Raw genomic sequence first — 25,103 nt, forward strand, 5'->3', positions numbered from 1 at the left:
GTGGCGGACAATGCCGGCCGGGAGCTGATCCCCGACCTGATCCTGATCGACCACCTGCTGCGACAAGGTCGCGCGGAGCGTGCCGTGCTGTACGCGACGACGGTGAACAACTCGCCGACCGCGGCAGCGCTCGCCGCTCCGCCGCGTGGCCGTTCCAGTCCCCGGCTCGACGCCGCGTCGCCGCCGGTGCCCAGTGGAACCAGCGCGGTGCCTGCGTCGCCCGCGATGACGACGCTTCCGCTGTGCTCGATCATGACCTTCGGCTGGTCGGCCAGTCCGCCGACGGGGTAGTCGAGCGGGCGTTTCCGCTGCCGATCCCAGGCGAACACGCCGCGCGGGGTAGCAAGGACCACGAGTTCGTCGTTGGCCCCGACGGCGGTGGCCTGGCCCGGGATGTCCTCGTCCGTGATCTCCGACTCGACCTTATGCGTGTCCAGGCCGACCGAGACCACCTTGTTGTCGTCAAGGAGCAGGACGGCCCGCTCCTCGCCCGGCAGTTGGCCGGAGACCCACCCGCTCGGTGCTACCGCCACGTCGAGGACCCGCCAGTGGGCCTGTGAAGCGCCGCCGGGCCCCGACCTGCGGCAGCCGGACTCCTCGCGCGTGAGCACATCGAACTGAGCGATCGTGCCGTCATTGCGCACCTCGACCAGCCGGTTTCCGAGCTCGGTGAACGCGGTCGCCACCCGGTACGTGTCCGGGCCCGCACAGCTCGCCTCCGGCAGGGTTCCGAGCAGCTCGGGCACGGGGCCCTGCGCCGAGTACAGACGGATCCCGTCCCCGGCCTCGGCGGCAAGGAGCCCGGCCTCCGGGCTGTACACCAGCTTGCCGACCTCGGCCGGGACCCTGCCCAGCGCCTTGCCGGTCCGCAGGTCCCAGGACTTGAGGTACGAATCGTCCCCCGTGGTGTACACCCGGTTCCGTTCGTCGTCGACGGCGACGCTGTCCACGCTGCCGGGGCTCGCCTTCCAGGCCAGTCGCAGACCGGAGTTGGTCTCCAGGACGTCCCGCATAGCCTGCTCGGCGTTGGGGGTGCCGGGGTCGATTCGCTCCCCGGCCAGCGCGAGCAGCCCCGCCAGCCTGGGCTCCGTGCCGCGCCGCGTCAGGGCCTCGGTGACGAGGTCGGCGGCGAGCGCCCCCCGCGCGCGCTCTTCGCCGCGGTCCCATAACCAGTACGCCATCCCGCCGACGATCAGGACCAGCGTGGTCAGGATTCCGACGGCCGACGCCCCGACCCGTACGAGGGCGTGCGTGTCCACGGTACGGGCGGCCTTCGCCGCCTCGGCGACGGTCTCGACACCCTTCAGCTGGGCCGCCCGGTCGCCCTCCCACACCTCTTGGGCCTTCAGCAGATCGTCCTTGGGCAGGACGACGATCTGGCCGTTGTCGGCGACGCCGAGCTTCTGCTTGTAGCCGCCGACGCGGCTCAACCCGCCGTCGGGAGTTCCGTCGAGCGCGCCGACCAGCGCGGTCCGCGGATTGATCCGCCGGACGGTCACGACGCGCCGGATGCGTCCTGCTCTCTGCTGTCGCGCTTCGTCCAGGAGTACGGCGTAGGCGCAGCCCAGGGAGGGATCGGTGACCATCGCGGTGACGCCCTCGTTGTCGGTGAGCGACCAGAGGACGGTTCCGCCGACCTCGCTGCCCGCTGCCGTCCAGGCGTTCCGCAGGGAACCGTGGAACGCCTCGTCGGCCCGGAAGCCCGACATGGTACGGGGGTCGGGGACGAGCGCGGGCGGTCCCTCCGGCAGCACCGCCGCGCTCAGCGTGCCGCGCACCCCGGTGTCGCCGCCGTCGAAGAGCACGCTCACCGACGCCACCGATCGGGGTTCGGGCAGAGCTCCGTCGAGCGTCAGCAGCCAGAGCAGGACGGGCAGAGCCAGGTCCCGGTCCTCCGTGCCGAGCCCCTCGACCAGCCGCCGGATCCGCGCCGAGTGCCCGGCCGCCTTGGTACTCGGGCCCGGCCCGGACAGGAAGCGGTCGAGCACATCGGGCGTCGGGCCGTCGGCGGGCGGCAACTGCGCCCAGGAGTGACGCAGCCAGCGCATACCGACGGCCAGTTCCTCCGGGGCACGCTCGGCGTCATCCACCAAGGCCAGACCCATCGCGGCGGAGGCCCGCAGTGCCTGGGAGACGCCCGGCTCCGACTCCCTCGCCGCGCGATACGGCAAATGGTCCGCCAGGGCGACGACACTGGTCCACGCCCCTGCCCGGGGTGTCAGGAGCGCGTGCACCTGGGTCTGTTCGTCCCGCAACACGCGGAGGGCGGCCACGTCCTCGGCGGCCACCTTCGCGCACAGGTACACGAGCGTGGGCTGTGCGGTCGAGAGCAGCGCTTGCCGGGCCAGTGCCCGGTCGTTGCCGAGAGACAGCCTCGGCCCGCCGAGTAAGGCGCCGATGTCCAACGGCGCGGACGGCCCATCAGCCATCGTCATTCCCCCTCGCGCACAACCGGCGGAGTGGTGCCACCGCCGGTTCAGGAGGACATAGTGGCATTTGGAGCGCCCGCGCACAGGGGAGTTGACGTCATTCGGAGACACCCCCGATCAGACCGATCGCTTAGACCGTGTCCTATGTGGTGAGTCGAGCGAGTCGTTTGTAGCAGCAGAGGGCGGCGGCGAGGCCGAGAAAGGCCAGGTAGTTGCGGGGATGACGTTCATATCGGTGGTTCAGTCGGCGGTAGCCGGTCAGCCAGGACATGGTCCGCTCGACGACCCATCTGCGGCGTCCTGACCGTTCGCTGGACTCGACTCCCTTGCGGGCGATACGGACACCGATGTGCTTGCCCCAGAGCCATTTCCGCAGATGAGGGATGTCGTAAGCCTTGTCTGCGTGTAGACGCTGAGGCTTGAAGTACCGGCCGCGATGAGGGTCGTGTCTCGTTTGGTGACCCTGAACCATGGGCTTCGGCGCGAGGCTGTCGTGGGTGTTCGCCGCGGAGAGGCCGACGAGGAGAGGCAGTCCGTTCGGGCGTCCGACAGGACGTGCGCCTGGACCCCGGCCCAACTCGGTCCACGGGGCTCGGACCTGTGAGTTCGCCCCTTTTTTTGGCCCTCACGTGTGCGGAGTCGAGCTTCGCCGCAACGACCTGCTGGACCTGGACGACTGCTCCGTGGACGGGTCGCACGTCCGGGCCCTCAAAGGGGGGATCACGTCGGCCCCTCGCCCGTCGACCGAGCCCGCCCCGGCTCCAAGCACCACCTGATCGTCGACCGCCATGGAACGCCGCTCTCCGTGACGCCGACCGGCGGGAACCGGCATGACGTCATCCAGCTCCTGCCGCTGCTGAACGCCGTTCCGCCTAGTCGGGGTCGGCGGGGACGTCCCCGCCGCAAGCCCCCGACGTCTGTACGCGGACCGGGGCTACGACGTCGACAAGTACCGCCGCCTACTGTGGAAGCGCGGCATCAAGCCGTGCATCGCACGACGCGGCGTCGCCCACGGTTCCGGACTGGGCAAGGTGCGCTGGGTCGTCGAGCGCGCCTTCGCCTGGCTGCATCAGTTCAAGCGGCTCCGCATCCGCTACGAACGACGCGCGGATCTGCATCAAGGCCTGCTCGAACTGGCCTGCAGCCTCAAATGCCATGGCCGTCTGCGAACTTCATTCTGAAGATCAGCGAGGGGCAGCATGCCGGAGCCGGCGGGAGGGCGGCAAAGTCGGTTCGTGCCCTTGGGGACTGAGCTCAGCCGAGGTCGAAGGTGATGTTCACCGAACCGTGCCCATTCGGCACCTCCATGAGCGTGAGGGCTCCATCCTCTGTTTCGAAGACTCTCACCAAGATCCCGCTGTTGTCCTCGCCGGGAAACTCAATGGAGAAGTGGGGGTCCATCTCCATCAGGAAGCCCCAGCCCTCCCGCTGGGTCGTGTCGAGGAGATTGGCATGCCGACCGGTTGCCTGCCACTTGCCGACCTCATCGACAGTGACGGTGAGGTCGATGCCGTACCTCTCGAGGCAGATCTCGCGATTGGCCCACCATTCGAGGCTGGCCCGACCCACGAATCGATCCATGAGCAAACTATGCACGGCACTCAGACCGGATGGTCAAGTTTGTGTGGCTGCCGGCCGTCGTAGGGCGGTCCGTGAGACAAAGCTGCATGGGCAGGCCGGACAGGCCCCCCACCTCAACCGGCTACAGCGGATGAAGACGTCGTTCAGTATCGAAGAGGCGGACCCTGCCGGGAAGCGACGCGTCGAGGGCTGCGCACAATCCTGCAGCCGCGCGCCTGGACGATGGCGGTGGAGAGGAGTCCGTCGTGACTCGCGCGCGGCGGCTTGCGTCTTGTTCGCCGCCTGTCTTTGGCTATGGGGGGAGCGGGCGGCGATCACCGACAGTCCGATGGCGGCGGCGAGCATGTGCACGCACAGCCCGGCCTGGGCGCCCAACGCGGCCGCCCGTCCCTTCGAGGGATGTTCGGCCGCAGGGGACCACCACCAGGAAGTCCGGTCCGGGGACCACGTACGCCACCAGCACCACGCAGAGGAAGCCCATGAGGTCGACTGACATTCTCCGTTCGCCCGCCCTGCTGCCCTCCGGCTCTGAGGACGGTGTGCCTCTTCGGCCCGTGCCCCGGTCATGCCACGAGGTCCCGTCTGCCGGCGACGGCAGCGACGGCCTCGTCACCCACAGGTCACCCCAAATGCTGTGCCACGCCTCACCCATGCAAAGTGCCGCACGTTACGGGTCCTCGCGGGCAACTGACACAGGCTGGGCGAAGATCCGCACAACGGGTGATCACCCGCGAGGAGACCGCAGCGCGGCGGTCACTCGTTGTTCTCTGACTCGGCGGGTAGGAGGGGGTGCGTCTGTCAGCAGCAAGGGAAGGGGCGGTTGTGAGTGGAATGTTGGTCGCGGGCGGATGGGGGCTGTTCGCGGGCGCGGCTCTGCTGATGGGGGCGGCGCTCGGCTCGCTGGTGCGGGTCCCGCCCCGGCTGATCGCGCTGGTCATGGCCTTCGGCAGCGGTGTGCTGATGGCCGCAGTGTCGTTCGAACTGATCGCCGAGGCGTACGAACGCTCCGGCATGGTGCCGGTGGTGGCCGGTGCTGTCGGCGGGGCGGCCGTGTACTCGGGGGCCAACGCCCTGCTGGCGCGGCGTGGTGCCCAGCACCGTAAGCGCTCCGGCGAGCAGCAGCCGTCCGAGACCGAGGCCCCGGGGTCGGGCAACGCCATCGCGTTGGGGGCGCTGCTGGACGGAATCCCGGAATCCGTCGTCATCGGCACCAGTCTGCTGGGAGGCGGGCAGTTGGGAGTGGCGACGGTGGGGGCGGTGTTCATCAGCAACCTGCCCGAGGGCCTCGCGAGTGCCGCCGGAATGCGCAGCGCCGGGCGCAGCCGCAGGTACGTGTTCGCGCTGTGGGGAAGCATCGCCGTCATCAGCGGTCTTGCTGCACTGGCCGGGTACGCGCTGCTGGGCGGGGCGTCCGAGACAGTGATGGCGACCATCACCGCTGTGGCGGGCGGGGCGATCCTGGCGATGATCGCCGACACGATGATCCCCGAGGCATACAGCAGGGTGCACCTGTTGACGGGGCTGGTCACCGTGGTCGGATTCCTGTCGGCGTTCGCCCTGACTCAACTGTGAGGAGTGGGGCGCGGTAGGTGTGGCGCCGCTGCGGCCTCGGGCTCCCCAGCACACCGGCCGCGTCGGAACACCGGCAACCAGCCGGGTCCGACAGCCCTGGACCGGATGCCGACCGCTTCCACGATCGCTGCCGGTGCGCCGTCCAGTGCCTGGTGCGGACCGGGCAGCGCCCTACGCCGCTCCGGATCATCCTCATGCGTCGGGTTAGTCGAACCCCGCCTCCCGGCACACGGGGGATCTCCTCATGCTCAGCCGTCGGCACGTAGCGGGCCCGAGCCGGACGGTGTCCGCAGGACATGGGGACAGAGTGCGGCAGAGGTTGTCGTGGGAATCAGCATCCGGCGCAGGAGCTCACGCGTAGTGCGCTTGCGAAGCGTGGTGCGCCAGGCAAGTCCCGGGTGGCGGGAGCGCAGGTGCGAAAGCGCACGAGTGCCCAGACCGGTGCTGCGGAAGCGCTCGTCGATGACGACGGCGGTGATGACACCCTGGGCGCAGTTGGCGCATAGCCGGTAGTGGACCTGGCCGACTACCTGTCGGATATGGACGAGGAGAAGGCATTCGTCGCCGGGCCCGGACCTGTCCGGGACGTGCGTGGACAGGAAGTCGATCGCCCGGTAGGCGAGGATACGTCGGCGCAGGCGGCCGGTGAGCCGACTGCGACGTGAGTGTGTGGCGCCGGTATGGCCGGGCGGCGTTGTCTGGGCTGTGGGAGCCGGGCCGAACAGACTGCTGCCGGTGGGACGCGCATGTTGTCCGTGCATGACCTCTCGTGTGCCCGGACGGTCCACGGATACCCGCCCCCGGTGCAACGGGGCACCGAGGCTGACTCGGGTCGGGTCAGGGAAGCGGTGGCACGGGTCCAGGAACGAGGTGGAGCTCGGCCACGCGGTCGCCGGCGGTTCGGGTAGGGGCGGCGCCGGCGATCATGCCACGTGCGGCGCCGACCGCCAGGCCGACCGCTCGGTCGGCCTGGCGGCGATCTGAATGCCTCACCGGCGCCTCCGGCTGCGGCGCAGCAGCAGGAAGAAGGCGAGCGCGGCGGCCGCGGCGAGCAGAGGGGTGCGGTTGCTCCGTGCCATGGTCGCGGCTTGGTCGGCCTTCTCGCGGACCGGGTCCGGGGTCTTCTCCGCGGCGAGTTGTCCGGCCCGTGCCGCGGTGTCGCGTACCTGGGCCGCGGCGTGGGCGGCCTTGTCGAGGACCGGATCGGGGGTCTTGTCCTTGACGAGCTGGGCGGCCTGCGCTGCTTTGTCCCGGAGCTGGTCGGTGACGAGGGCAGCCTTCTGGGCGGCCTGGTCCTTGATCTCAGCCGCCTTCTCCTTTGTCTGGGCCTTGACGTCGGCCTTGGCCGCGAGCGCCTCGACGGTTCGGCCGAGATCCTCGCGGGTGTGCTCGACCTGTTCGCGAAGCTCCTCGGGAGTGGGTGTGGCTTCTTTGTCGCCCTGTGAGTGGGTGCTCATCGGTGTGCTGCCTCCTTGATCTCGGCCACGTCGGCCTTGACACTGTCGATGGTCTGCTCGGGTGTGGGGGAGCCGGCCTTGGTGATCTGCTTCTTCCCGGCAGTTGCCATTCCGGCGGCTACTGCTGCCAGCAGGGCGGCGATGATCAGGGCGGATGCCCAGACCGGCAGGAGCAGGGCGAGGGCTGCGATCACGGCGCCGACCAGGGCCTGCGCGGCGAGGATGCCGACCAGGCCGGCGCCGCCGAACAGGCCGCCGCCCACGCCGAAGCGTTTGCCCTTCTGGGCCATCTCGGCTCGGGCCAGCTGCATCTCCTCACGGACCAGCTCCGAGATCTGCTGCGACGCCTGTGAGACGAGGTCGCCCACCGAATCCTCGGTACTGCCCTGGCCCGGGTGCCGTCCAACGGCGCTCATAGAATCCGTACTCCTTCTTCCACTCGTGAGGTCCTGAGCTCTTTCGCTGATGGCTGCACGACGGCGGCCGTCGGTCTGGCTCCTGCGGCGCCGCTCCGGGTGCTCCGACTGCCGCCGGTCGTGTCCTGGACGGGAGCGGCGGCGTTGCGTGTGACGGAGTCGGTGCCACCCAGGCGGGCGCTGTGGCTTTCGTCGTGCTCGCCGGTCGCGACGTCCCGCCCGTTGGTTGCGATCAAACGACGTGCCGGCCCTTGGCCGGCTGGTGGTGCCGGGCCTCGAAACGCGCTGCCATGCCGGAGCCCTCCCTCCTTGTCATGTGCAACCTGCTGTCGGAGTGCGCCTACCCCGCGACCTCCTGGTCACCCGCAGCGACTCGTTGTCATCCGACGCGGCGGATGACAAGGCGAGGCGTCGCCAGGACCAGGGCGGCTGCGGCCGAGCCGATGGCGGCGCCGGCTGCGACGTCGGAGGGGTAGTGCGCGCCACTGTGGACCCGCTCGATCGCCACCAGCGCCATCGGTGCGGCGCACGCGGCACCGGCCCAGGGCCAGGTGAGCCCGACGGCCGCTGTGAAGGCGACGGCGGCTGCGGTGTGGCCGGAGGGGAAGGAGGAACTGTCGGGCCGGTCCTCGACATCGTCGTGCGGGACCCAGTCCTTGGGCGGCCGGCGTCGCGCGACGAGCTGTTTCGCGACCCCGTTGGACAGCAGCTCCGCCACAGCCATTGCCGTGAGCCCAGCCGCTGCGGCCTTGCGGCCCCGCCATCCCCCGCCCGACGCCATGATCACGGCGGCCGCCCACCACAGCTTCGTGTGCTCGGCCGCTTCCTCGACCGGCGGCAGCAACTGGCGGGCCCACGCGGAATCCCACGCGGCCACCCGTCTGGTCAGCTGATGATCGGCGTTGCGCAGGGATGCCAGGATGTCCATGCTTCGCGGCTTCCCCGCTCGCGGCCGCGCCACACGGGGCTCATTCCAGGCGGCGGCGGTCTTCATCACTCCACTTGCGGGTGTCCCGGGGCTCGACGTAAGGCTCCTCGTTCTCGGGATGGCCGCCGGCGATGGCACGCTGGCGGGCCATCTCAGCGTCGAATTCCAGGCCGAGGAGTATCGCCAGATTCGTGATCCACAGCCAGATCAGGAAGATGATCACGCCCGCGAGGGTGCCGTACGTCTTGTTGTACGAGCCGAAGTTCGCCACGTAGAAAGCGAATCCGGCCGAGGCGGTCATCCAGATCACCAGCGCCAGGAAACTCCCGGGGGTGACCCACTTGAAACCCCGGCCCTTGGCGTTGGGAGCGGCCCAGTACAGGATCGCAATCATGATCGTGACGAGCAGGACCAGCACCGGCCACTTCGCGAACGACCACGCCGTCAGCGCACTGTCACCGATCCCGAGGGCAGCCCCGGCCTGCCGGGCCAGGCCGCCGGTGAACACCACGATCAACGCACTGACCACCGCGAGGATCATCAGTGTGATCGTCAGCGCCAGGCGCAGTGGCAGCACCTTCCACACCGGGCGCCCCTCGGGTATGTCGTAGACGGCGTTCGAGCTGCGGATGAACGCTGCCACATAGCCCGAGGCGGACCAGATGGCTACCGCCAGGCCGACGACGGCCAGGAGGGAGCCGACACCGTTGTTGCCCTGGAGCTGCCGCACCGCGTCACTGATCACGTCGCGTGCCGAGCCGGGTGTCAGCTTCTGCAGGTTGTCCAGCACCTGCTTCGTCGCCGACTCACCCGCGATACCCAGCAGTGATACCAGTACCAGCAGGGCCGGGAAGAGAGCCAACACCCCGTAGTAGGTCAACGCAGCTGCCCGGTCGGCCAGTTCGTCGTCCTTGAACTCCTTCAGCGTGCCGCGCAGCACCGCCGTCCACGACCGCTTCGGCATCTGTGAAGGCTGATCCGGCGCCCGCTCCTCAACCTGCTCATCGGGACCCACGCTGCAGGTCCCGCCGCCAGGGCGCTCGCGGTCGTCACCGTGCTCTGGTTTCGGCTCACGTGTCATGTCGGGCGCCTTTCCACTCACACCCGTCCCATGCACCGACCGCGAGGCCGGGCGTGCTGAGCGAGGCGGACCCTGCCGGGAGGATCGCCGGGCCCATGGACCGCCAACGGCGCGGTGCCCGATGGGCACCGCGCCGGAGCGTATGGGTACGTGGGGGGACGCCGAGGTCAGCCCACGCTGCAGCTGCCGACCGTCGGGGACGGACTGCTGGATCCACTGGCGGTGAAGCCGAACGACGTCGACTGCCCCGCGCTCAGGGTGCGGTTGTGACCGACCGGAGTCACGGTCAGCACGTTCCCGTTCCGGCTCGAAGTGCCGTTCCAGAGAGAGGTGACCGTCTGGCCGGAGGCCAGCGTCACCGGCACCTTCCAGTCGGTGACGCCGCTGCTGCCCGCCTTGATGGTCACCTCACCGTTGAAGCCGTTGCTCCACGAGCTGGTGGTGCGGTAGGTGGCGGTGCAGGCACCCGTCCCCGGAGGAGGAGTGGTGGTACCCCCACCCGGAGGCGGAGTGGTGGGTGTGGTCCCGCCGCCGCCCAGGCTGACGCTGGAGCTGCCGGTGCTCTGGTAGCCCTCCGTGGCCATGATCATGTAATAGTTGAACGCGCCCATCGGCATTCCGGCCGCTTGCCAGGCGTCGAAGTGCGCGCCGGTGTTGATGGTGCCGCTGCTGCGCTTGCTCTGCCGGATGCTCCAGTACTGCTGGAAGGTCTTGGTGCCTTCCACGGAGGGCTGGTTGGTCCGGGTGGACTCGTAGATGTCGTACGTACCGCCGCCGTCGGTGACCGTGCCGCGCCTCGTGCCGGCGGAACCGGGGTTGTACGGGCCGAAGTTCTCCACGATGTAGTACTCGACCAGCGGGTTGGCGGTCCACCCGTACAGCGCCAGGTAGCCGTTGCTGCCCGGGTTGAACGAGCCGGAGTAGGTGACGGCCCGGCGGCTGCCGTTGCTCCAACCGAGACCGCCGACCCAGTTGTTGGTGTTGCTCCACTGGCTGCTGTACGAACCCGCCGTGTCCGACAGCGTCATGCTGACGGAGCCCGGGGCGTCGGTCCAGAAGGAGTAGTAGTAGCCGTTGTGCGTACCGGTCGCGTTACTGGTGAGGACCGTTGCGGCGCGCGCCGTGCCGGGCAGCAGGAGCCCTGCTGTCCCGGCCGCCATCAGTGCCCCGGCACCGCCGAAGACGAGTTTTCTGCGGCTGACCTGACGTGGTTCGGGGTTGTGCGGGGTGTCGCTCATGCGTTGATTCCTCCTCGCGAATAGCGCGGTCTGTGACCGAAAGACACGCCGAACACACGTCGGCGTTTCATCGATGAGGTGACACAGCCCGGCCGTACGCATCCCTTGCACGGCCGGGGAGCGTCACAACAGTCGGGCCTGGCAAGGGAGTTGTCAACGGTTTCCGTAACCTTTCCGAAACTCGGAGGACACCGTAAATCTCTGCCGTGCTGGTCAACACGGGTGCCGGTGAAATATCGAGAGAGCGAGGCCGGGATCTCTCTGATCCTGCCGCGTCGAAACTTTCGGAGTTTCGAAACTTTCGGACCTTCTTTCGTTAAGCGGGTACGCGGGTGGCGGGCGGGCTGCACGCCGGGCGGCAGGCGTCCGGACGAGACGGCCGTAGCGGCGAGGGCTTCATGGCGGTGCTTGTGCGGGGCCGCTCATGCTGGGTCCACCCTTGGTCGCCCCTCCCCGCAGCAGTCCCACAAGCGGAACGAGAAGAGTGGACGCGGCGAGTGGGGGCGCTGCGGCGCACGGCGGCACCGGCCTGCTCATACGCGGAGGGGTCTGGCCGACAAGACACGGCACCTGTTCCGATCCGGAACCCGGCGAGGCGACTTCCTGATCCGCCGTCAGCGAGGTTCGGAGGCGTGGATGGGGCAGGCGGCCGCCCAGGGTGGCAGGCTTGCGGGGTGCTGATCAAGGGATACGACTGCGGCCCGCTGGTTGCGGGGGAGTCGCTGGTGGCTCGCCCGGGCTTCTGGTCGAACTACCTCATGGCGATATGTGTTGATCTGACAGGCCATCAGAACCCTGTTCCGGAGTGGTTCGGCGACGACGGTGCCGATGTCGACGCCCTGTCCGAGATCCTCTTCGATCCCGAACGCTGGCCGGTGTTCCGGCTGCCCGCGGCAGACGGCACCGGAGTCGTGGTGGTCTACCGCAACCTGGTCGGCGACTACGGCATCGACTATCTCCTCACTCACCCGGGGCGGAGCCACGCACAGCAGATCGCCACCTGGGAAGGAGGGTTCTCGGGGACCGGGCTCACCTGGAACCAGCTGGTCCGCATCGCTGACAACCCCGCTCCCGCGGCCGAAGGGGTGGAGGATTCCGCGGCCCGGATCCTGCTCGCCCTTCCCCTTCTCAGCGACATGCACTGTCCGGAGTCGGCGCAAGCACGGCTCGGTGCCGCGCTGGCGGCGACTGGCGCACCTCGAGCCACCGCCCCGGACACCGCGGGGCTGCTGGTTACGCACCTGATGGGGAGAGCCCACCACGACCACTCATGGGGTTCGCCGCTCAGCGGTACCTGACGGTGCCCCCTGAGCCACGGTGCGGGATCGGCCTCGCCCCACCGGTGCGAACCTTCCTACGGAGCGTGCTGCCGGCGCACCAGTTCGGTGATCCAGACGGGCGCGAACGGAGACGTACAGCCCGGGGAAGTCGGGTAGTCCTTGAGCACTTCGAGACGCTCACCGATGTCGATCGCACGGGCGCGGTACCCGGCGTGCTCGATCCCGATCTGAGCCAGGCAGTGGTTCATCGCCCACTGAAGGCGGTCCGGGGCCGTCTTCATCTCGGCCTCGATGACGTCGAGCAGCCCAGAGAGGTCGAGTCCCTCGGGCTTCTTCGCCACGCGTTCGGTGGTCAGCGCCCATCCGGCACTCGCGACCACCGGATCCGGATCGGCGAACCAGGCCAGGCGCAGTTCTTCGCCATGCGGGTTCTTCTTCACCACGTAGTTCACGAGCCAGTCGTGCACCTTGGGCGTACGTGCTTCGCGCACCATGGCGTCCAGATCGTCGCGCTCGAACGCCCTCGGGCGGCAGATCAGAATCGCCAGCAGCCTCGCCGCGGTGTCACCCGTCTCCCAGAGCCCGCACGCGAGATCCTGCTGCGTCTTCAGTCGCTTCGCGAGGGCGCGCAGTCTGCTGAGGTTCACACCGTGGTCGTCACCGTGCTTCTCGTTCACCGCGCGCGCTTTCGGGTCCTCGAGCTCGGCCAGCTCGGCCATCACCTCGGCCACCGTTGTGGTCCCGGCCACCTGAGCCTCCTGTCCGTCACGTGCGAGGTTGCAGCCTACGACCGACGTCGTCCTCCGTTCGTACACGCCGGTCCGAAGACACCAGGTGCTGTCGGCCTTCCGGGAACAACCGGGCGGTGCCGGTTTCCGGGTACAGGCGCCTGCGCGCGATGCGACGACCGAACCGCCGATGTCGACGCCCGCCGGAATGAGGACCCGCATCGAGCAGGTGCGAGTGCAGGCAGACGATCACGCGGAGCCCCGCAGGTCACAGCGTGGACACTTCCGCTCGCAGGGCGCCACTCCCGTCGTATCCTCTGTGCGATGGCATGGGGGAAGCGGCGGTTCGCGGTGTGGGCTCCGGCGGCGGTCGCCGCCACGGTGGGCGCACTCTGGGGGCACCAGGTGGCGCAGCACCGGCTCTTCCGGTTCGGCCCGCATGATCAGCCCGTCTACGACGTCGAACACCACGCCGTCTACGACCCAGGTCTGGCCGCCTGGCGCGATCTCACCACGTACGAGCTGCACCGGTACACACCTGACGCACCGCTGATGCCGTACGCGCTGCCTCTCTTCGGTGCCGGTTGCTTCGCGTTCTTCGTTTTCGCGGTGAGCTGGACCGTCACGCACCGGCGACTGGTGGGGCACGCCTATCTCGCCTTCGTCCGGCAGCCGGTGGCGATGCCGCTCAAGTTCCTCGCTGTGCTCGGCATGTTGGGGCTGTCGATCACGGTGCCCTTCCTGCCCGAAGGCGAGGACTTCGAGGACCTCCTGGCCGACCGGACGACCGCGAACTTCCTCGGTGTCACCTTCGGCATCCAGGTACTGGTCCCGGCCGTGCTGGCGTTCGTCCCGTGGTGGGCGGACCGCATGTTGGGGCTGCTGATCATCGCGATCCGCGCCACGGCCGCCCGGCCCGACCGCCACGCAGCCGGTCCCGGCAGGCAGGACGCCCTGCGCAGGGTGGTGCAGCACGCCGAACGGTTCCAACTGTCCGGCACGCGCGACTTCGCCTCCATAGCCTGGTTCATGCGGACCGAGGCGCTGATCAACCTCCTGGCGGAGCGGGGGAACGACACGGCGGCACTGGACGACCTGCTGAGGGACGGCCCCACCGCACTCGGCGCTCCGCCACGCCACGTGATCGACCGGCTCATCCTCACCCTGGGATGGCCGGCGCTCGAAACGAACGTGGCACGGGCATTCGTCCTGCGCTACGAGTGGACCGGGGCGGTGGTCAACCTGGACCGTGCGATCGCGGCTCTCGACCGGCTCGCTGCGAAGCCCCGCCCCTGGTTCTGGTTCACCTTCGCCCGGTGGTCCTTCGTCTGCCTGAATCTGACCTGGGCGCTCAAGCACCGTTATGAACTACGTGGGGACCCCGCCGACCTCGACCGGGCGCTCGCCCTCGTACGGCGCGTGGGCCGCCGGTATCCGAACCGGGTGCACAGCCACGTCAGCGAGCTGGAGCTGCTCCGCTACCGCGCCACGGCGGACCCGGGGGCGCTCGCCGCCGCCATCCGGGCAGGCCGGCGCGGCGCACCCCACCCTGACCTGGTCCGGGCGCTCCTCGAACGATTCGCCCGCGACGGTGACGAACGGGACCTGGCCGAGGCCCAGAAGCTGGCCGCGGGCCTCGTGGACGAGAAGGGCCCCGGTCACCCGCGGCATGCCGCGTGCCTGATGGTCCACGCCAGGGCGCTCTCCGCCTCCGGCAGGAATGACGCAGCCGCGCGCTGCCTGCGAGAGGCGGCCGACAGCGCCTCCTCGCCGCTGCAGGCGCGGCTGGCTGCCGCCATGAGCCTCGGCGAGCTCGGCGCCGGAGGTGCCCTGGCCGTCGAGGGCTACGCGGCAGCGGTCGATCTCCTGCCGCAGCTGGCGTGGATCGGACTGCGCCGCGACGACCAGCGGTGGCTGCTCAGACGGTGGCAGGGGGTGTCGACGGCCGCCGCCGCGGCCGCGATCGCCGTCGGACGGGTGGAGTACGCCGTCGAGATCCTGGAGCACGGGCGCGCCGTCATGTGGGGCCAACTCGCCCGGCTGCGGGACGGAGTCGAGGCCGTCCGGACCGCCGACCCCGCCCTGGCGCGACGCCTCGACGCGATCCGCGCCGAACTCGACGTGCCCGACGAGGCCGGCCGGCACTTCGACGAGGACGGCGCCGACGTGGAGCGACGCATCCGCCTCGGAAGGGAGTGGAACGAACTCTCCGCACGCCTGGGAACGGCCGGGCGACGGGACTACCACGAGCTGTCCGGAGCAGCCGTCAACGGGCCCGTCGTCGTGGTCAACGCGAGCCCGCTGCGATGCGACGCGATCGTCATGCTCCCGGACGGCGAACCCGTCCTCGTGCCACTCGACGGACTCGACCACGGCGAACTGGTCGCATGGGCCGAGCAGTCCGTCGACCCCAACGGCCGCCACCAGGCATTACTCAACGTCATTTCCTCACGCCTGTGGGACGACCTTGCGGTTCCCGTGCTACGCGCCGTCACCCCCCACCTGCGGGAGGGACGGCGGATCTGGTGGTGCCCCACAGGACCGCTGGCCGCCCTCCCCATCCACGCAGCGGGCCACCACACCCGGGCCGGCGGCCCCGCCCTGCTCGACGAGGTCGTCTCCTCCTACACCCCCACCATCAGCGCACTGCTCAGATCGGCAGAGCGAGTCGTGGCACCCCGCCGGAGACTCGTCGTCGCCGCGACGCGGACCCCCGACAAGCCCGACCTGCCGGCCGTGGAGCAGGAGGCCGAGGAGTTCCTGCAGCGCTTCCCTGACGCGGTGCCCCTCAATCCCGCACGCGTCGCCGACGTCCTCGCGCAGCTGGGCGGCGCCCACTGGGTGCACTTCGCCTGCCACGCGGACGCCTCCGGGCTGGCTGTGGCCGACGGCGTCGTCTCGCTGGAGGAGCTGGCCGATCTCCGGATGGACGACGCCGAGTTCTGCTACCTGTCCGCGTGCAGCACCGCCGCCCCGGACCCGCGCGCCTACGACGAAGCCGTCCACCTGGCCGCCCTGCTCCACCTCCAGTCCTTCGTCCACGTCGTGGGCACTCTGTGGGAGGTCGACAGTGACAGAGCCCTCCAGGCCGCACGGGAGGTGTACCGGACACTCACCGAGGACGGCGCACCCGACAGCGCACGTGCTGCCCAGGCCGTCCACAACGCCGCGCAGTCCCTGCGCCGCGCCGCCCCGCGCGACGTCGACGTCTGGTCTTCCCTGCTGCACATCGGACCGTAAGGAGTGATTCGCATGCCCATCCGCGTGCGCCTGCCCTGGCAGCGACGCCCTCGTCGAAATGCCCCCGACGCCGAGGCCCGCCGGCCCGCCGGTGTCACCGAGGAACAGGAGGCCCTGGGGTGGCTGTGCACGAACCTCCCCGACCTCAGACAGAAGGCTGACCGGTTCGGATGGCGGGCCGACCTCGACAGGGAGCTCGCCGAGGTCCGCGCGGGCAAGGCCGCCACCGAGGCACTGGGTGAACTCCGGCTCCGTCGCGAGGGATCCCGCGCCTCCGGACTCCCGGCCGGTGGGACCTGGCAGGAGCGGCCCCTCATCGAAGGGTTCCGGTGCCCGCACGGCCGCTGCCCCGCACGGGGACGCAACGCCAACGCCACCGAACCGCGCTGCCATCTCGACGGGACCCCGATGCTCGCCGAGGACGGTGGCTGATGGACGGCATCCTCTCCGACCTCGGCAGACGCATAGCCGACCGCTGGTTCGCCTTCCTGATCCTGCCCGGCGTGCCCTTCGCCGCGACCGTGGTCGTCGCCTGGGCGATGGCACCCTCCGGAGCCGCCCACGCGCTCGACCTCGACATCCTGGTCCGGCGCCTGGACGCGCTCGTCGGCACGGCCCGGAGCACCAAGGGTGTCGTCGTCGGCTGCCTGCTCGTCGCCGGGGTCGCCGTGACCGCCGTACTCGTCAGGGAGCTGAGCCTGGTCGTGAACCGGCTCTGGACGGGCAGGTCCGCCGTCCTGTGCCGCCTCATGGGCCCCGGCATCCGACGCCGCCGCCGGCTCGCCCTGGACGCTGCCCAGCGCGGGGGCTATGCCCAGCCGGACCGCTACCTGCCCCACCGCGCCACCTGGATCGGCGACCGCTTCGCCCTCGTGGACGAACGGGTGGCCGTCCAGTACGGCGTATCCCTCGCCAGGGTGTGGCCCCGTCTCTGGCAACTCCACAGCGACCGAACCCCCAAGGCCGTCTCCGCCGCGTGGGACGACTACGCTGCCGCGACCGTCCGCGTCGCCTGGGCCCTGCCCTACCTGGCCGTGTCCGTCCTCTGGTGGCCGGCCGCCCCGCTCGCCCTCGCCCTGGTTCTCCTCGGCTGGGCCCAGGGGCGCCGCGGCGCCGACGACTTCTGCGTCAGCTGCGAAGCCGCCGTCGACGTGCAACTCCGCCGTCTGGCGCACATCGTGGGCGTACCGCTGCCCCATCGGCGCGTGACCGCGGCAGAGGGCCGGCAGATCGACGGCATCCTCGCCAAGGGCGCCTACCTGTCCCGAACCGAGGCCGGTGCCCCGCCGGCACCCTGAGACCCGGCCCGCCCCCTCACCCCGGCCGCCCGCCACGTCGACGGTGAGGGCGCTCCCGCGCGTTGCCGCCACAGGGCCTGTGGCTCGGTGGCAGGCTGCCGATACGAGCACCTGTTGTGCGCCGCTCCGGGGTGCCCGCCACGGCGGTGCGCCACGGGACAAGCCTGCCGCTTTCGAGGAGCAATGATGGAAGCCACCCGCATCACAGTGAATCTCCGTGTGCCGGACATCGCGGCCGCCCGTGACTTCTACACCGGCTATCTCGGCCTGAGCGTCGAGGACTTCGATCTGGGCTGGGTCGCCCGCTACCGGTCGCCCCACGGAGGTGCGGAGCTTCAGCTCCTCACCCGCGACGCCACCGCGCCCCAGGACCCGGTCGCCTCGGTCAGGGTCGGTGCCGGCGTCGACGACGCGTACGCCGAGGCGCGACGGCGCGGGTACGAGATCGTGCACCCGCTCACCGACGAACCGTGGGGCCTGCGCCGGTTCTTCGTCCGCGCACCCGACGGCAACATCCTGAACATTGCCGGCCACCCGGACGCCTGAACGGCTACGAGTGGCCGGCGTCGGCGGTCACTCGGGCCGTCAGTCCCAGGGGCGGGTGTGCTGCGCGGGAAGCGGGCGCAGGGTGGACCAGCGCTCCAGCAGCCGTGCCGCCAGTGCCGTGCCGAGGCGGCCGAGGGCGTGCAGACGGTCGTGGTCGCGGGTCATGCCCGCGACCACACCGAGCCGGTGGACGAGGCGCTCCCGGGCGGATACGTAGCCCCACTCGAAGTCCTCCGCCGGTACCCGTGCGAGGTGGTCGACCGAACCGCGGTGGGCGCGTTCGACGAGGGCGTCGCCACGGATCAGCCAGCCGGCGCAGGCGTCCGCGAGATCGCCGGGGACGTCCGTGCCGGTGAGGCTCCGCCAGGTGGCACGGTAGACGCCCTCGGCTTCCGCGAGCGGCGCACCGGTGACCGACATCGCGCACCAGCAGGTCGGGAACCCGATACGGAGGTAGGCGAGTTCGACCAGGCCGTTGCCCAGCGACGCGTGCTCGAAGTCGACGAAGCGGACGCCGGTGGCGGTGCGCAGGTCGTTGCCGGGGCAGGGGTCCCCGTGCAGCAGCGCATGGTGGGGCGCGGGCTGGAGGCGGTCGATCAGGCCGGCGAGTTCGTTCGGCACCGCGGGTGGGACATGGACGTCGAGGGCCCTGGCGAGGGCGAGGAAGGAGTCGGCGTCGGCGGCGGTCGGCCCGGACCAGGCGGGGAGCGTGCCCGTATCGGCCGGCCCGGTGAGCGCGTGCAGCCGGGCAAGGGACTCGGCGTAGCCCGGCATCCAGTCCTCGGCCGCGCCGAAGTCGTCCAGGTGCTCCAGAACCATCACACGGGACGCCGGGTCCGTTCCGAGCAGTGCGGGTGCGACGGTCGGGCGGGTGGCCCGTGCGGCGAGCCGCAGCGCGGCGACCTCCCGCGCATAGCGCGCGTCCCCGTCGGGCCCGGCGCCGCCCCCGCCTCCATCGGTGACCTGTTTGACGATCACCCGGCCACCGTCGCGCAGCCCGACCCGCCACACCCGCGAGCGCGGGCTGCTGTCCAGGAGCACGGCCTCCGTGTGGGATCCCACCGCGGAACGCAGTTCGTCGCTGATCGGCACCGGGGTCGGCATGATGGTCAGCGTAGGGCGCCCCACCGTGCGGTGTACGGACATCCGGTGAGCGCCCCACAGCGGTCCGGCCGGTCGGGGGACCGCCTACTGCGGCTGCGTCGCGATCTGGATCAGGTTGCCGCAGGTGTCGTCGAAGACGGCGGTGGTGACAGGGCCCATGTTCAAGGGCTCCTGGATGAAGCGGACGCCGAGGCCGCGCAGGCGCTCGTACTCCGCCTCGACGTCGTCGACGGCGAACTGGGCGAGCGGGATGCCGTCCTGGACGAGCGCGTCGCGGTAGGTCCTGGCGGCCGGGTGACCGGCGGGCTCCAGGAGGAGTTCGGTACCGCCGGGTTCGTCGGGCGAGACGACGGTCAGCCACCGGTCCTTCTCGCCCAGCGGGACGTCGTGCTTCGTCACGAAGCCGAGGATCTCGGTGTAGAAGTGCTGGGCCCTGGCCTGGTCGTCGACGAAGACGCTGGTCAGATGGATCTTCATGGGGTGCTCTTCTCCGGTCCGGATGTGTCGGGCACGAGCCACCGTTCGGCGATCTGCCGCAGAGGGGCTGTGTTCAGGTCGTGGAACTTGTAGCGGCCCTCCCGCCTGGTCTCGACGAGCCCGGCGGCCTCCAGCACGGCGAGGTGCTGGGAGACCCCCTGGCGCGAGATGCCGAGCTGATGCTTCATGCTCAGCCGCGAGCAGATCTCGAACAGTGTCTGCCCGGACTTCTCGGTGAGCTCGTCCAGGATCGTGCGGCGGGTGGGGTCGGCCAGGGCTTTGAAGACGTCGTCGGCCACGACCCCAGGATAGGCAAACATTCACTTGCCTATCAAGTCGAGGTGCACCCCCGCGTGGCGGTCACGATCCGAGGCGTGCACCGGTCGTCGCCCCCTGCGCGCCTCCGTGTCGCGCCCGGCAGCGCGGAGAGCCGCCCCGCAGGCACGGCCCTCCCTCCGAAGGGCGGAGGCCCGGCCTCCCGACCGGAGGCCGGGCCTCCGCCCTTCGGAGGTCAGGCCCAGCCCTCGCCGGTGACCGACACTGCGGCGGCATCCAGACCCGGTGCAGCCCTCCTCGCGAGTTCGAGGGCATCACCCTGATCCGCCGCGTCCGCCAAGGTGATGCTCACCCGGTCGGTCTCCAGGCTCGCGCCGGCGACCGCGTGCTCAGCGACGACGGCCTCGTACGCGGCGATCGCCTCCGTCGGGAGGCCACCGTCGACGTCGGACTCGACGAGCAGGCCGGGCCGCACGTCGCGCAACGTGCGGACCTCGACCGATGTCACATCCGACGGCGGTCGGTGCCTGCCGCCGCTGCCGACCATGTCGTCGAACACCGCCAGGGCGCCCGCGGAGTCGACGGCGGTGACCTTGGACAGCCAGCGGTGGCCCTTCTTCGAGGACGAACCACTGATATCGCCGTCCACCACCCGTTCGTCCGCCGCCAGAGACCGCCACAGTGCCACGACTTCGCCGGCACGCCGCTCGTCCGCGTCAACGGTGATGGTGATGCCGTCCGCCGTGATCCGGCCGGTGACCGAGTCGTGGCGCGCGACGTACTCCCTCATGTCGTCCGCCCGCTCGGCCACACGGTCGGGCGGAGTGCCGTCCTTCAGGACGATCACCCCGGTCGCCTTTCCCATGAAGGGCAGGGTGTTGTCCCTGACGGTGCTGACGTCCTCGACGTCCGACGCGCCGCCCCAGTCCTCTTCGAAATCCGCGGCGAGCGCCGAGCCCTCGTCGATGGCGCAACCGGTCAACAGCGGCACTGCCAGAACGAACGCGATGATCGGTACAGGCCACCGCGAGGCGTTGCTTCCCACTGCCGTCTCCTCGAATGCGCGTGAGCGGGCCGGAGAGGATCAGGCCCGAGCCCGGCCTGGGGTAGTCAGGACAGCCGAAGCCTACGGCGCCCTTTGCTGACGGAAAGGAGGTTTGCCTTCTCCGGCGGCCGCTTCACCGTTCGGGCGTGCCCGTTGCTCCCATGGGGAACTCCTCGATGCCGAGCACCCGCAGCAGCTCCAGCCGCTCACGGGCCTCGTCGTCCGCCGGAGTGAGCACCAGCAACTGCTGGCCCTGGTCAGGGGTTACCAAGGTCTCGCAGTCCATCAGCAGACGACCCACACGCGGATGCAGGATGGTCTTGCGGTCCGCCCGCCGGACAGCCACCTCGTGTTCGGCCCAGAGACGACGGAAGTCGGCGCTCGCGGCCCGCAACCGCTCGACGAGTCCGGCGACCGTGGGGTCGCCGGCCCGGCGGCCGGCGACCGCGCGCAGGTCGGCCACGACCTGGCGGGAGCGGTACTCCTGCTCCTCGGGAGAGCTGACGGCGCGGGCAGCCGGATCGGTGAACCAGCGGTACACGAGGTAGCGCCGGTCTCCGGAGAAGCCGCTCTGGTCGCCCGTGAGCAGGACGGCAGCCCGGTTCTGCGCGAGGACCTCACCCAGGTCGGACAGCACCATGGCCGGGGTGTCGCCGAGCAGGTCGAGCATGCGGATCAGCCCGGCTCGGGCGAGGAGGGCCACCCCTTCCGCAGGCAACGGCTGGTGGCCGGCCAGGTGGAAGAGATGGTCCCGCTCGTCGTCGGAGAGACGCAAGGCCCGGGCCAGCGCGCCGAGCAACTGGGTCGAGGGCTGACTGCTGCGGCCCTGCTCGAGGCGTACGACGTAGTCCACCGACATGCCGGCGAGCATGGCCACCTCTTCCCGGCGCAGCCCGGCGGTGCGGCGGCGGGGACCGTCGGAGATGCCGACCTCGGCCGGGCGGATCGCCTCGCGGCGGTGGCGCAGGAAGTCGGCGAGCTCGTCGCGTTGCATGAGCTCATGATCCCTCGCGGGGGCGATCCGATCCAGGGAGCGGCTCTCCCATGATGAACGCTCCGCTCCCGTACGTCGCCGCGCGACCGCAAGGTGGGAGGCAGACCGACGGACGAAGGAGAACGCGATGCAGACACGAACCCTCGGCACCACCGGACCGGCCGTTTCCGCGCTGGGCCTGGGTGCGATGAGCATGTCGGGTGTCTACGGCGCGGCCGACCGGGCGGAGAGCATCGCCACCGTGCACGCCGCGCTGGAGGCCGGTGTCACGCTGATCGACACGGGCGACTTCTACGCCATGGGCCACAACGAGATGCTGCTCGCCGAGGCGCTGCACGGCCGGGATCGGGACAGCTACCGGCTGAGCGTCAAGTTCGGCATGCTGCGGGGGCCGGGCCCGGAGTTCAACGGTACGGACGGCCGTCCCGAGGCGGTGAAGAACTTCCTGGCCTACTCGCTGACCCGGCTGGGCACCGACCACATCGACATCTACCGTCCCGCACGGCTTGACCCGGCGGTACCGATCGAGGAGACGGTGGGCGCGATCAAGGAGATGGTCGACGCCGGCTACGTACGGCACATCGGCCTCTCGGAGGTCGATGCGGCGACCGTCCGCCGGGCGCACGCCGTACACCCGGTCGCGGATCTGCAGATCGAGTACTCGCTGATCTCCCGAGCGGTGGAGGCGGACATTCTGCCCACGCTCCGGGAGCTCGGCATCGGCCTGACCGCGTACGGCGTACTCAGCCGCGGCCTCATCTCCGGGCACTGGTCCGCCGGCCACACCGCCGGTCCCGGCGACAGCCGCGGCTTCAGTCCGCGGTTCTCGAGCGGGAACGTGGAACACAACCTCGCCCTCGTGGAAGCCCTGCGCCGGGTCGCCGAGACGAAGGGGTGCACCGTTGCCCAGCTGGCCATCGCCTGGGTGGCTGCACAGGGCGAGGCCATCGTGCCTCTGGTCGGTGCTCGCACCCGGGAGCGACTGGCCGAGGCGCTGCCCGCGATCGGCCTGGACCTCACCGCGGGCGACCTCGCCGAGATCGAGAAGGCGGTGCCGCCGGGCGCGGCACACGGTGACCGATACCCGGCCGCGTTCATGTCCGGCCTCGGCGTCGGGAATTGAGGCAGCCCCCGGCGCAGGAGACGTGAGAGTCGGCCGAGCGCTTCGACGTACGACGCCAGGCCGGCCGGCGAGGATGCGATCCCGGCTTCGTGGTCCGTCCGGTCGGTGCCGGGCGGTACGTCCGCGGCGGTGCACGTCACCTCGGTCCCGGCGTCGGCGAGGTACCAGGTCGTCGTCATGGTGCCCGCGTACGACGGGTCGTCGGCCTCGAACACAGGCCGCGTCGCCACACGCTCCGGGGGGAGCCGGCCGGCGAACCCCGACGTCGACGACGTCCGTCGCATCCGAGGTCCTGCCCGGGCCGTCGGTGGCGTCGAGGCAGGTGAGGATCAGCCGGAATCCGCCACCTGTCCGGGGACCCCCGCTCGACCCGCCTGCGCATGCCGTCCGGCGGGCTGCCCGGTGCCCTGTATCCGCCGTATTCACGTTCGGTTAGGCTGACCTTCCCTGGCGCGCGGACCTTCGCGTGCGGGTTCGGGTTCCGGTGCCGCAGGCGGGAACCCGGATACGGAACGGGCAGAGGCAGGGCGCAGGTGAGAGACGGTGACCGGGCTCGTGCGCGTCGTGTTCCCGGTGGAGCGGGAACGTCCACGCGCGTGACGGGGCACGCGGGTTCCGACCCAGTGCTCCGCACGAGGCGTCATGGATAAGATCGCGCACACGGCCGGAGCCCTGTACGTCATCGTCCTCCTCCGCGCCGGAGGGACGTTTGCCGTCGGGTGGCTCGCAGGCGCCGGTGCCAGGCGCAGCAGGTTCGCAGGGCGGATCTCGTCGGCGAAGTTCCTGCGCGCCGAGCGGGCGATTCAGCGGTGGGGCGCGCCGGTGGTGGCCGTCTCCTTCCTGACCGTCGGTTTCCAGACCGCCGCCAACTTCCTGGCGGGCAACATGCGCATGCCGTTGCCGCGGTACCTCCCCGCCCTGTTCGTGGGCGGAGCGGCCTGGGCGCTGATCTACGCGACCGCGGGCCTCGGCGTGCTCGAAGTGCTGGGAAGGCTCTTCGCCGAGCGGACGGCCCTCGGGGTGTCCGGCGTGGCCGTCCTTTCCCTCGCGCTGTGCGGGGTGGTGGTGTACCGCAGAAGGAAGGCGGTCCCGTCCTCCGATGACACCGTGGCCCATGAATCGTGAACCGGCCCGACCAGCCGTGTTCAGTGAAGGGGACGCGGTCCAAGACCTCGTGACTTCACGATCTTCGGACTCCGAGCGTTCCGGTACTGAAGAGTCGTGGACCACCTGCGCTTCCGCCTCGGCGTGGACCACGAACCTCGAACGCACCCACCGCACCGCGAACCTCTCACGCGCCCACCGCACCGCGAACGGCCCGCGTACGGGGACCGTGTGGATCGACGCCCACGCCTACGCGGATGTGAGCGCCGGGGCCGTCAAGCGGTCCGGCCCCGGCCGCGAACACGGCATCAAAACGCTGGACGCCCGCACCGGGACCAAGACCGTCCTGGTCCATCTCTGACCCCGGTCCGGGAACCGCCACGCTCCGTCCGGGCGTCGTCAGGCGCGCGTCACCATGCGTGTGCCACGCCGAAATGCCTTGCGTGCCACGCCACATACCCAAGGAGCAGCAGCATGAGCGTTCACGGCGGTACGCGACCCCGGAGCGGACGAAGCAGCACCGGTGCGCCATCGCGGCGCGGTTTTCGTACGGGCGTCAGGGCGGTGCTGCTCCTCGCGCTCGTTCTGGGCGTCACCACTGCCTGCAGCGACTCCTCCGACGGCGGGGATCAGAAGGCCCGGGAGTGGAAGGTCGGAGACTGTGCCGGACCTGACAGCGGCGGGGCGAAGGACAGCTTCCAGAGCCTTGACTGCGACGACCCCAAGGCGACGATCAAGGCCCTTGCCGTCACGGACGGTTCCTTCTTCGCAGGGGCTGTCGAATGCCCGGCCGGTACGGACGAGATCATCTCGGTGAAGGTGGCCATCGGCTCCGGTGATGCCAGTAACGGCCTCCCCAGCAAGACCATCTGCGGCCGCAATCTGTCCGGCGACCACCCCGGTGATGCCGGAGCGGGTGGTGGCCAGCTGGTGGTGGGGGACTGCGTGGACGATACGGCCAAGGAAGTGGCCTGCGGTGCCGGGGGCGGCGGCGCGAGCAAGGTGGTGGCCCTGACGAAGACCGCCGAGGAATGCCCTGCGGGAGCCGACCCCATGGACCTGTTCCCGAGCCCGGGCAGGCCGTACGACACGATCTGCACCAGCAAGGCCTGACCTGCTGCGGCAGGTCCGGCCGCACCCGTCCCGGGGGGGGGGCGCCCCCCCGCCCCCGCGCTAGTGGAGACCA

Annotated in this window: 23 protein-coding genes and 3 pseudogenes; 12 read left to right on the top strand and 14 right to left on the bottom strand. The window is 70.3% G+C overall.

The window, feature by feature from the left end; genetic code table 11:
- Positions 1–90, top strand: a pseudogene (locus ABZS61_RS34230) (ARMT1-like domain-containing protein); the annotation flags it as partial.
- Between the two features lie 2,481 nt (positions 91–2,571).
- Here the strand turns inward: ABZS61_RS34230 and ABZS61_RS34235 are convergent.
- Positions 2,572–3,106, bottom strand: a pseudogene (locus ABZS61_RS34235) (IS5 family transposase); the annotation flags it as partial.
- 3 nt (positions 3,107–3,109) lie between these two features.
- On the opposite strand from ABZS61_RS34235, the pseudogene ABZS61_RS34240 reads away from it, so the two are divergent.
- A pseudogene (locus ABZS61_RS34240) lies at positions 3,110–3,610 on the top strand (IS5 family transposase); the annotation flags it as partial.
- A 73-nt stretch (positions 3,611–3,683) separates the two neighbouring features.
- On the opposite strand, the gene ABZS61_RS34245 reads toward ABZS61_RS34240, so the two are convergent.
- Positions 3,684–4,010, bottom strand: coding sequence for a hypothetical protein (locus ABZS61_RS34245; RefSeq protein WP_356430252.1), 327 nt, complete (start codon positions 4,008–4,010; stop codon positions 3,684–3,686).
- Between the two features lie 822 nt (positions 4,011–4,832).
- Here ABZS61_RS34245 and ABZS61_RS34250 point away from each other — a divergent pair.
- The gene (locus ABZS61_RS34250; protein ID WP_356430255.1) at positions 4,833–5,582 is read left to right on the top strand and encodes a ZIP family zinc transporter; all 750 of its coding nucleotides are present in this window, start codon (positions 4,833–4,835) and stop codon (positions 5,580–5,582) included.
- A 248-nt stretch (positions 5,583–5,830) separates the two neighbouring features.
- On the opposite strand, the gene ABZS61_RS34255 is transcribed toward ABZS61_RS34250, so the two are convergent.
- The 6 genes from ABZS61_RS34255 to ABZS61_RS34280 form a co-directional block, all read right to left on the bottom strand.
- Positions 5,831–6,343 (bottom strand): hypothetical protein, encoded by a 513-nt coding sequence (locus ABZS61_RS34255; protein WP_356430258.1) that lies wholly within the window; start codon positions 6,341–6,343, stop codon positions 5,831–5,833.
- A gap of 228 nt (positions 6,344–6,571) precedes the next feature.
- Positions 6,572–7,039 carry a DUF3618 domain-containing protein gene (locus ABZS61_RS34260; protein ID WP_356430261.1) on the bottom strand — a complete coding sequence of 156 codons (468 nt, stop codon included), beginning with the start codon at positions 7,037–7,039 and terminating at the stop codon, positions 6,572–6,574.
- Entirely contained in the window at positions 7,036–7,455 is a 420-nt protein-coding gene (locus ABZS61_RS34265) for a phage holin family protein (RefSeq protein ID WP_356430264.1), read from the bottom strand. The genes ABZS61_RS34260 and ABZS61_RS34265 overlap by 4 nt, the downstream gene beginning before the upstream one ends.
- Positions 7,456–7,834: 379 nt before the next feature.
- Complete coding sequence (locus tag ABZS61_RS34270) at positions 7,835–8,383, bottom strand: phosphatase PAP2 family protein (RefSeq protein ID WP_356430267.1); 549 nt, start codon at positions 8,381–8,383, stop codon at positions 7,835–7,837.
- 40 nt (positions 8,384–8,423) lie between these two features.
- Entirely contained in the window at positions 8,424–9,464 is a 1,041-nt protein-coding gene (locus ABZS61_RS34275; protein WP_356430270.1) for a YihY/virulence factor BrkB family protein, read from the bottom strand.
- Positions 9,465–9,631: 167 nt separating this feature from the next.
- The gene (locus ABZS61_RS34280) at positions 9,632–10,702 is read right to left on the bottom strand and encodes a glycoside hydrolase family 11 protein (protein ID WP_356430273.1); all 1,071 of its coding nucleotides are present in this window, start codon (positions 10,700–10,702) and stop codon (positions 9,632–9,634) included.
- A gap of 674 nt (positions 10,703–11,376) precedes the next feature.
- Between ABZS61_RS34280 and ABZS61_RS34285 the strand changes: the two genes are divergently transcribed.
- Positions 11,377–12,000, top strand: coding sequence for a hypothetical protein (locus ABZS61_RS34285; protein WP_356430276.1), 624 nt, complete (start codon positions 11,377–11,379; stop codon positions 11,998–12,000).
- Positions 12,001–12,056: 56 nt separating this feature from the next.
- Here the strand turns inward: ABZS61_RS34285 and ABZS61_RS34290 are convergent, their stop codons facing one another.
- Positions 12,057–12,701, bottom strand: coding sequence for a DNA alkylation repair protein (locus ABZS61_RS34290; RefSeq protein WP_356430314.1), 645 nt, complete (start codon positions 12,699–12,701; stop codon positions 12,057–12,059).
- Between the two features lie 333 nt (positions 12,702–13,034).
- Here ABZS61_RS34290 and ABZS61_RS34295 point away from each other — a divergent pair, with 333 nt between their 5' ends.
- The 4 genes from ABZS61_RS34295 (at position 13,035) to ABZS61_RS34310 (ending at position 17,794) form a co-directional block, all read left to right on the top strand.
- Positions 13,035–15,950, top strand: coding sequence for a CHAT domain-containing protein (locus tag ABZS61_RS34295; protein WP_356430279.1), 2,916 nt, complete (start codon positions 13,035–13,037; stop codon positions 15,948–15,950).
- A gap of 12 nt (positions 15,951–15,962) precedes the next feature.
- The gene (locus ABZS61_RS34300) at positions 15,963–16,382 is read left to right on the top strand and encodes a hypothetical protein (protein WP_356430282.1); all 420 of its coding nucleotides are present in this window, start codon (positions 15,963–15,965) and stop codon (positions 16,380–16,382) included.
- Entirely contained in the window at positions 16,382–17,248 is an 867-nt protein-coding gene (locus ABZS61_RS34305) for a hypothetical protein (protein WP_356430285.1), read from the top strand. The genes ABZS61_RS34300 and ABZS61_RS34305 overlap by 1 nt, the downstream gene beginning before the upstream one ends.
- A 186-nt stretch (positions 17,249–17,434) precedes the next feature.
- Positions 17,435–17,794 (top strand): VOC family protein, encoded by a 360-nt coding sequence (locus tag ABZS61_RS34310; protein ID WP_351178632.1) that lies wholly within the window; start codon positions 17,435–17,437, stop codon positions 17,792–17,794.
- Between the two features lie 39 nt (positions 17,795–17,833).
- On the opposite strand, the gene ABZS61_RS34315 is transcribed toward ABZS61_RS34310, so the two are convergent.
- From ABZS61_RS34315 to ABZS61_RS34335, 5 genes are all read right to left on the bottom strand, one after another.
- Complete coding sequence (locus ABZS61_RS34315) at positions 17,834–18,898, bottom strand: phosphotransferase (protein WP_356430289.1); 1,065 nt, start codon at positions 18,896–18,898, stop codon at positions 17,834–17,836.
- An 84-nt stretch (positions 18,899–18,982) separates the two neighbouring features.
- A complete protein-coding gene (locus tag ABZS61_RS34320) occupies positions 18,983–19,375 on the bottom strand; it encodes a VOC family protein (RefSeq protein WP_356430292.1) in 393 nt (130 codons plus the stop codon).
- Complete coding sequence (locus ABZS61_RS34325; RefSeq protein WP_351178641.1) at positions 19,372–19,674, bottom strand: metalloregulator ArsR/SmtB family transcription factor; 303 nt, start codon at positions 19,672–19,674, stop codon at positions 19,372–19,374. Before ABZS61_RS34325 ends, ABZS61_RS34320 begins: the two co-directional genes overlap by 4 nt.
- Positions 19,675–19,886: 212 nt before the next feature.
- Complete coding sequence (locus ABZS61_RS34330; RefSeq protein WP_356430296.1) at positions 19,887–20,696, bottom strand: hypothetical protein; 810 nt, start codon at positions 20,694–20,696, stop codon at positions 19,887–19,889.
- A 133-nt stretch (positions 20,697–20,829) separates the two neighbouring features.
- Entirely contained in the window at positions 20,830–21,690 is an 861-nt protein-coding gene (locus tag ABZS61_RS34335) for a helix-turn-helix transcriptional regulator (RefSeq protein WP_356430299.1), read from the bottom strand.
- 127 nt (positions 21,691–21,817) lie between these two features.
- Here ABZS61_RS34335 and ABZS61_RS34340 point away from each other — a divergent pair, with 127 nt between their 5' ends.
- The 4 genes from ABZS61_RS34340 (at position 21,818) to ABZS61_RS34355 (ending at position 25,030) form a co-directional block, all read left to right on the top strand.
- On the top strand, positions 21,818–22,813 hold the full coding sequence (locus ABZS61_RS34340) for an aldo/keto reductase (RefSeq protein WP_356430302.1): 996 nt from the start codon (positions 21,818–21,820) through the stop codon (positions 22,811–22,813).
- Between the two features lie 642 nt (positions 22,814–23,455).
- On the top strand, positions 23,456–23,938 hold the full coding sequence (locus ABZS61_RS34345; protein ID WP_356430305.1) for a VTT domain-containing protein: 483 nt from the start codon (positions 23,456–23,458) through the stop codon (positions 23,936–23,938).
- A gap of 49 nt (positions 23,939–23,987) precedes the next feature.
- Positions 23,988–24,278, top strand: a complete 291-nt coding sequence (locus tag ABZS61_RS34350; RefSeq protein ID WP_356430308.1) for an aldehyde dehydrogenase family protein — start codon at positions 23,988–23,990, stop codon at positions 24,276–24,278.
- A gap of 113 nt (positions 24,279–24,391) precedes the next feature.
- Positions 24,392–25,030: a hypothetical protein gene (locus ABZS61_RS34355; RefSeq protein ID WP_356430311.1), complete on the top strand. Its 639-nt coding sequence runs from the start codon at positions 24,392–24,394 to the stop codon at positions 25,028–25,030.
- Positions 25,031–25,103: the final 73 nt, after the last annotated feature.

The sequence above is a fragment of the Streptomyces sp. NPDC005566 genome, from assembly GCF_040605575.1.
Classification (GTDB): Bacteria; Actinomycetota; Actinomycetes; order Streptomycetales; family Streptomycetaceae; genus Streptomyces.

Bases quoted from the DNA above. Each gene is read 5' to 3' on its own strand.
- ABZS61_RS34340 (WP_356430302.1), top strand. From the start codon at position 21,818: ATGCAGACACGAACCCTCGGCACCACCGGACCGGCCGTTTCCGCGCTG.
- ABZS61_RS34300 (WP_356430282.1), top strand. From the start codon at position 15,963: ATGCCCATCCGCGTGCGCCTGCCCTGGCAGCGACGCCCTCGTCGAAAT.
- ABZS61_RS34255 (WP_356430258.1), bottom strand. From the start codon at position 6,343: ATGCACGGACAACATGCGCGTCCCACCGGCAGCAGTCTGTTCGGCCCG.
- ABZS61_RS34260 (WP_356430261.1), bottom strand. From the start codon at position 7,039: ATGAGCACCCACTCACAGGGCGACAAAGAAGCCACACCCACTCCCGAG.
- ABZS61_RS34275 (WP_356430270.1), bottom strand. From the start codon at position 9,464: ATGACACGTGAGCCGAAACCAGAGCACGGTGACGACCGCGAGCGCCCT.
- ABZS61_RS34245 (WP_356430252.1), bottom strand. From the start codon at position 4,010: ATGGATCGATTCGTGGGTCGGGCCAGCCTCGAATGGTGGGCCAATCGC.
- ABZS61_RS34270 (WP_356430267.1), bottom strand. From the start codon at position 8,383: ATGGACATCCTGGCATCCCTGCGCAACGCCGATCATCAGCTGACCAGA.
- ABZS61_RS34355 (WP_356430311.1), top strand. From the start codon at position 24,392: ATGAGCGTTCACGGCGGTACGCGACCCCGGAGCGGACGAAGCAGCACC.
- ABZS61_RS34320 (WP_356430292.1), bottom strand. From the start codon at position 19,375: ATGAAGATCCATCTGACCAGCGTCTTCGTCGACGACCAGGCCAGGGCC.
- ABZS61_RS34310 (WP_351178632.1), top strand. From the start codon at position 17,435: ATGGAAGCCACCCGCATCACAGTGAATCTCCGTGTGCCGGACATCGCG.
- ABZS61_RS34305 (WP_356430285.1), top strand. From the start codon at position 16,382: ATGGACGGCATCCTCTCCGACCTCGGCAGACGCATAGCCGACCGCTGG.
- ABZS61_RS34265 (WP_356430264.1), bottom strand. From the start codon at position 7,455: ATGAGCGCCGTTGGACGGCACCCGGGCCAGGGCAGTACCGAGGATTCG.
- ABZS61_RS34315 (WP_356430289.1), bottom strand. From the start codon at position 18,898: ATGCCGACCCCGGTGCCGATCAGCGACGAACTGCGTTCCGCGGTGGGA.
- ABZS61_RS34295 (WP_356430279.1), top strand. From the start codon at position 13,035: ATGGCATGGGGGAAGCGGCGGTTCGCGGTGTGGGCTCCGGCGGCGGTC.
- ABZS61_RS34335 (WP_356430299.1), bottom strand. From the start codon at position 21,690: ATGCAACGCGACGAGCTCGCCGACTTCCTGCGCCACCGCCGCGAGGCG.
- ABZS61_RS34290 (WP_356430314.1), bottom strand. From the start codon at position 12,701: ATGGCCGAGCTGGCCGAGCTCGAGGACCCGAAAGCGCGCGCGGTGAAC.
- ABZS61_RS34345 (WP_356430305.1), top strand. From the start codon at position 23,456: ATGGATAAGATCGCGCACACGGCCGGAGCCCTGTACGTCATCGTCCTC.
- ABZS61_RS34280 (WP_356430273.1), bottom strand. From the start codon at position 10,702: ATGAGCGACACCCCGCACAACCCCGAACCACGTCAGGTCAGCCGCAGA.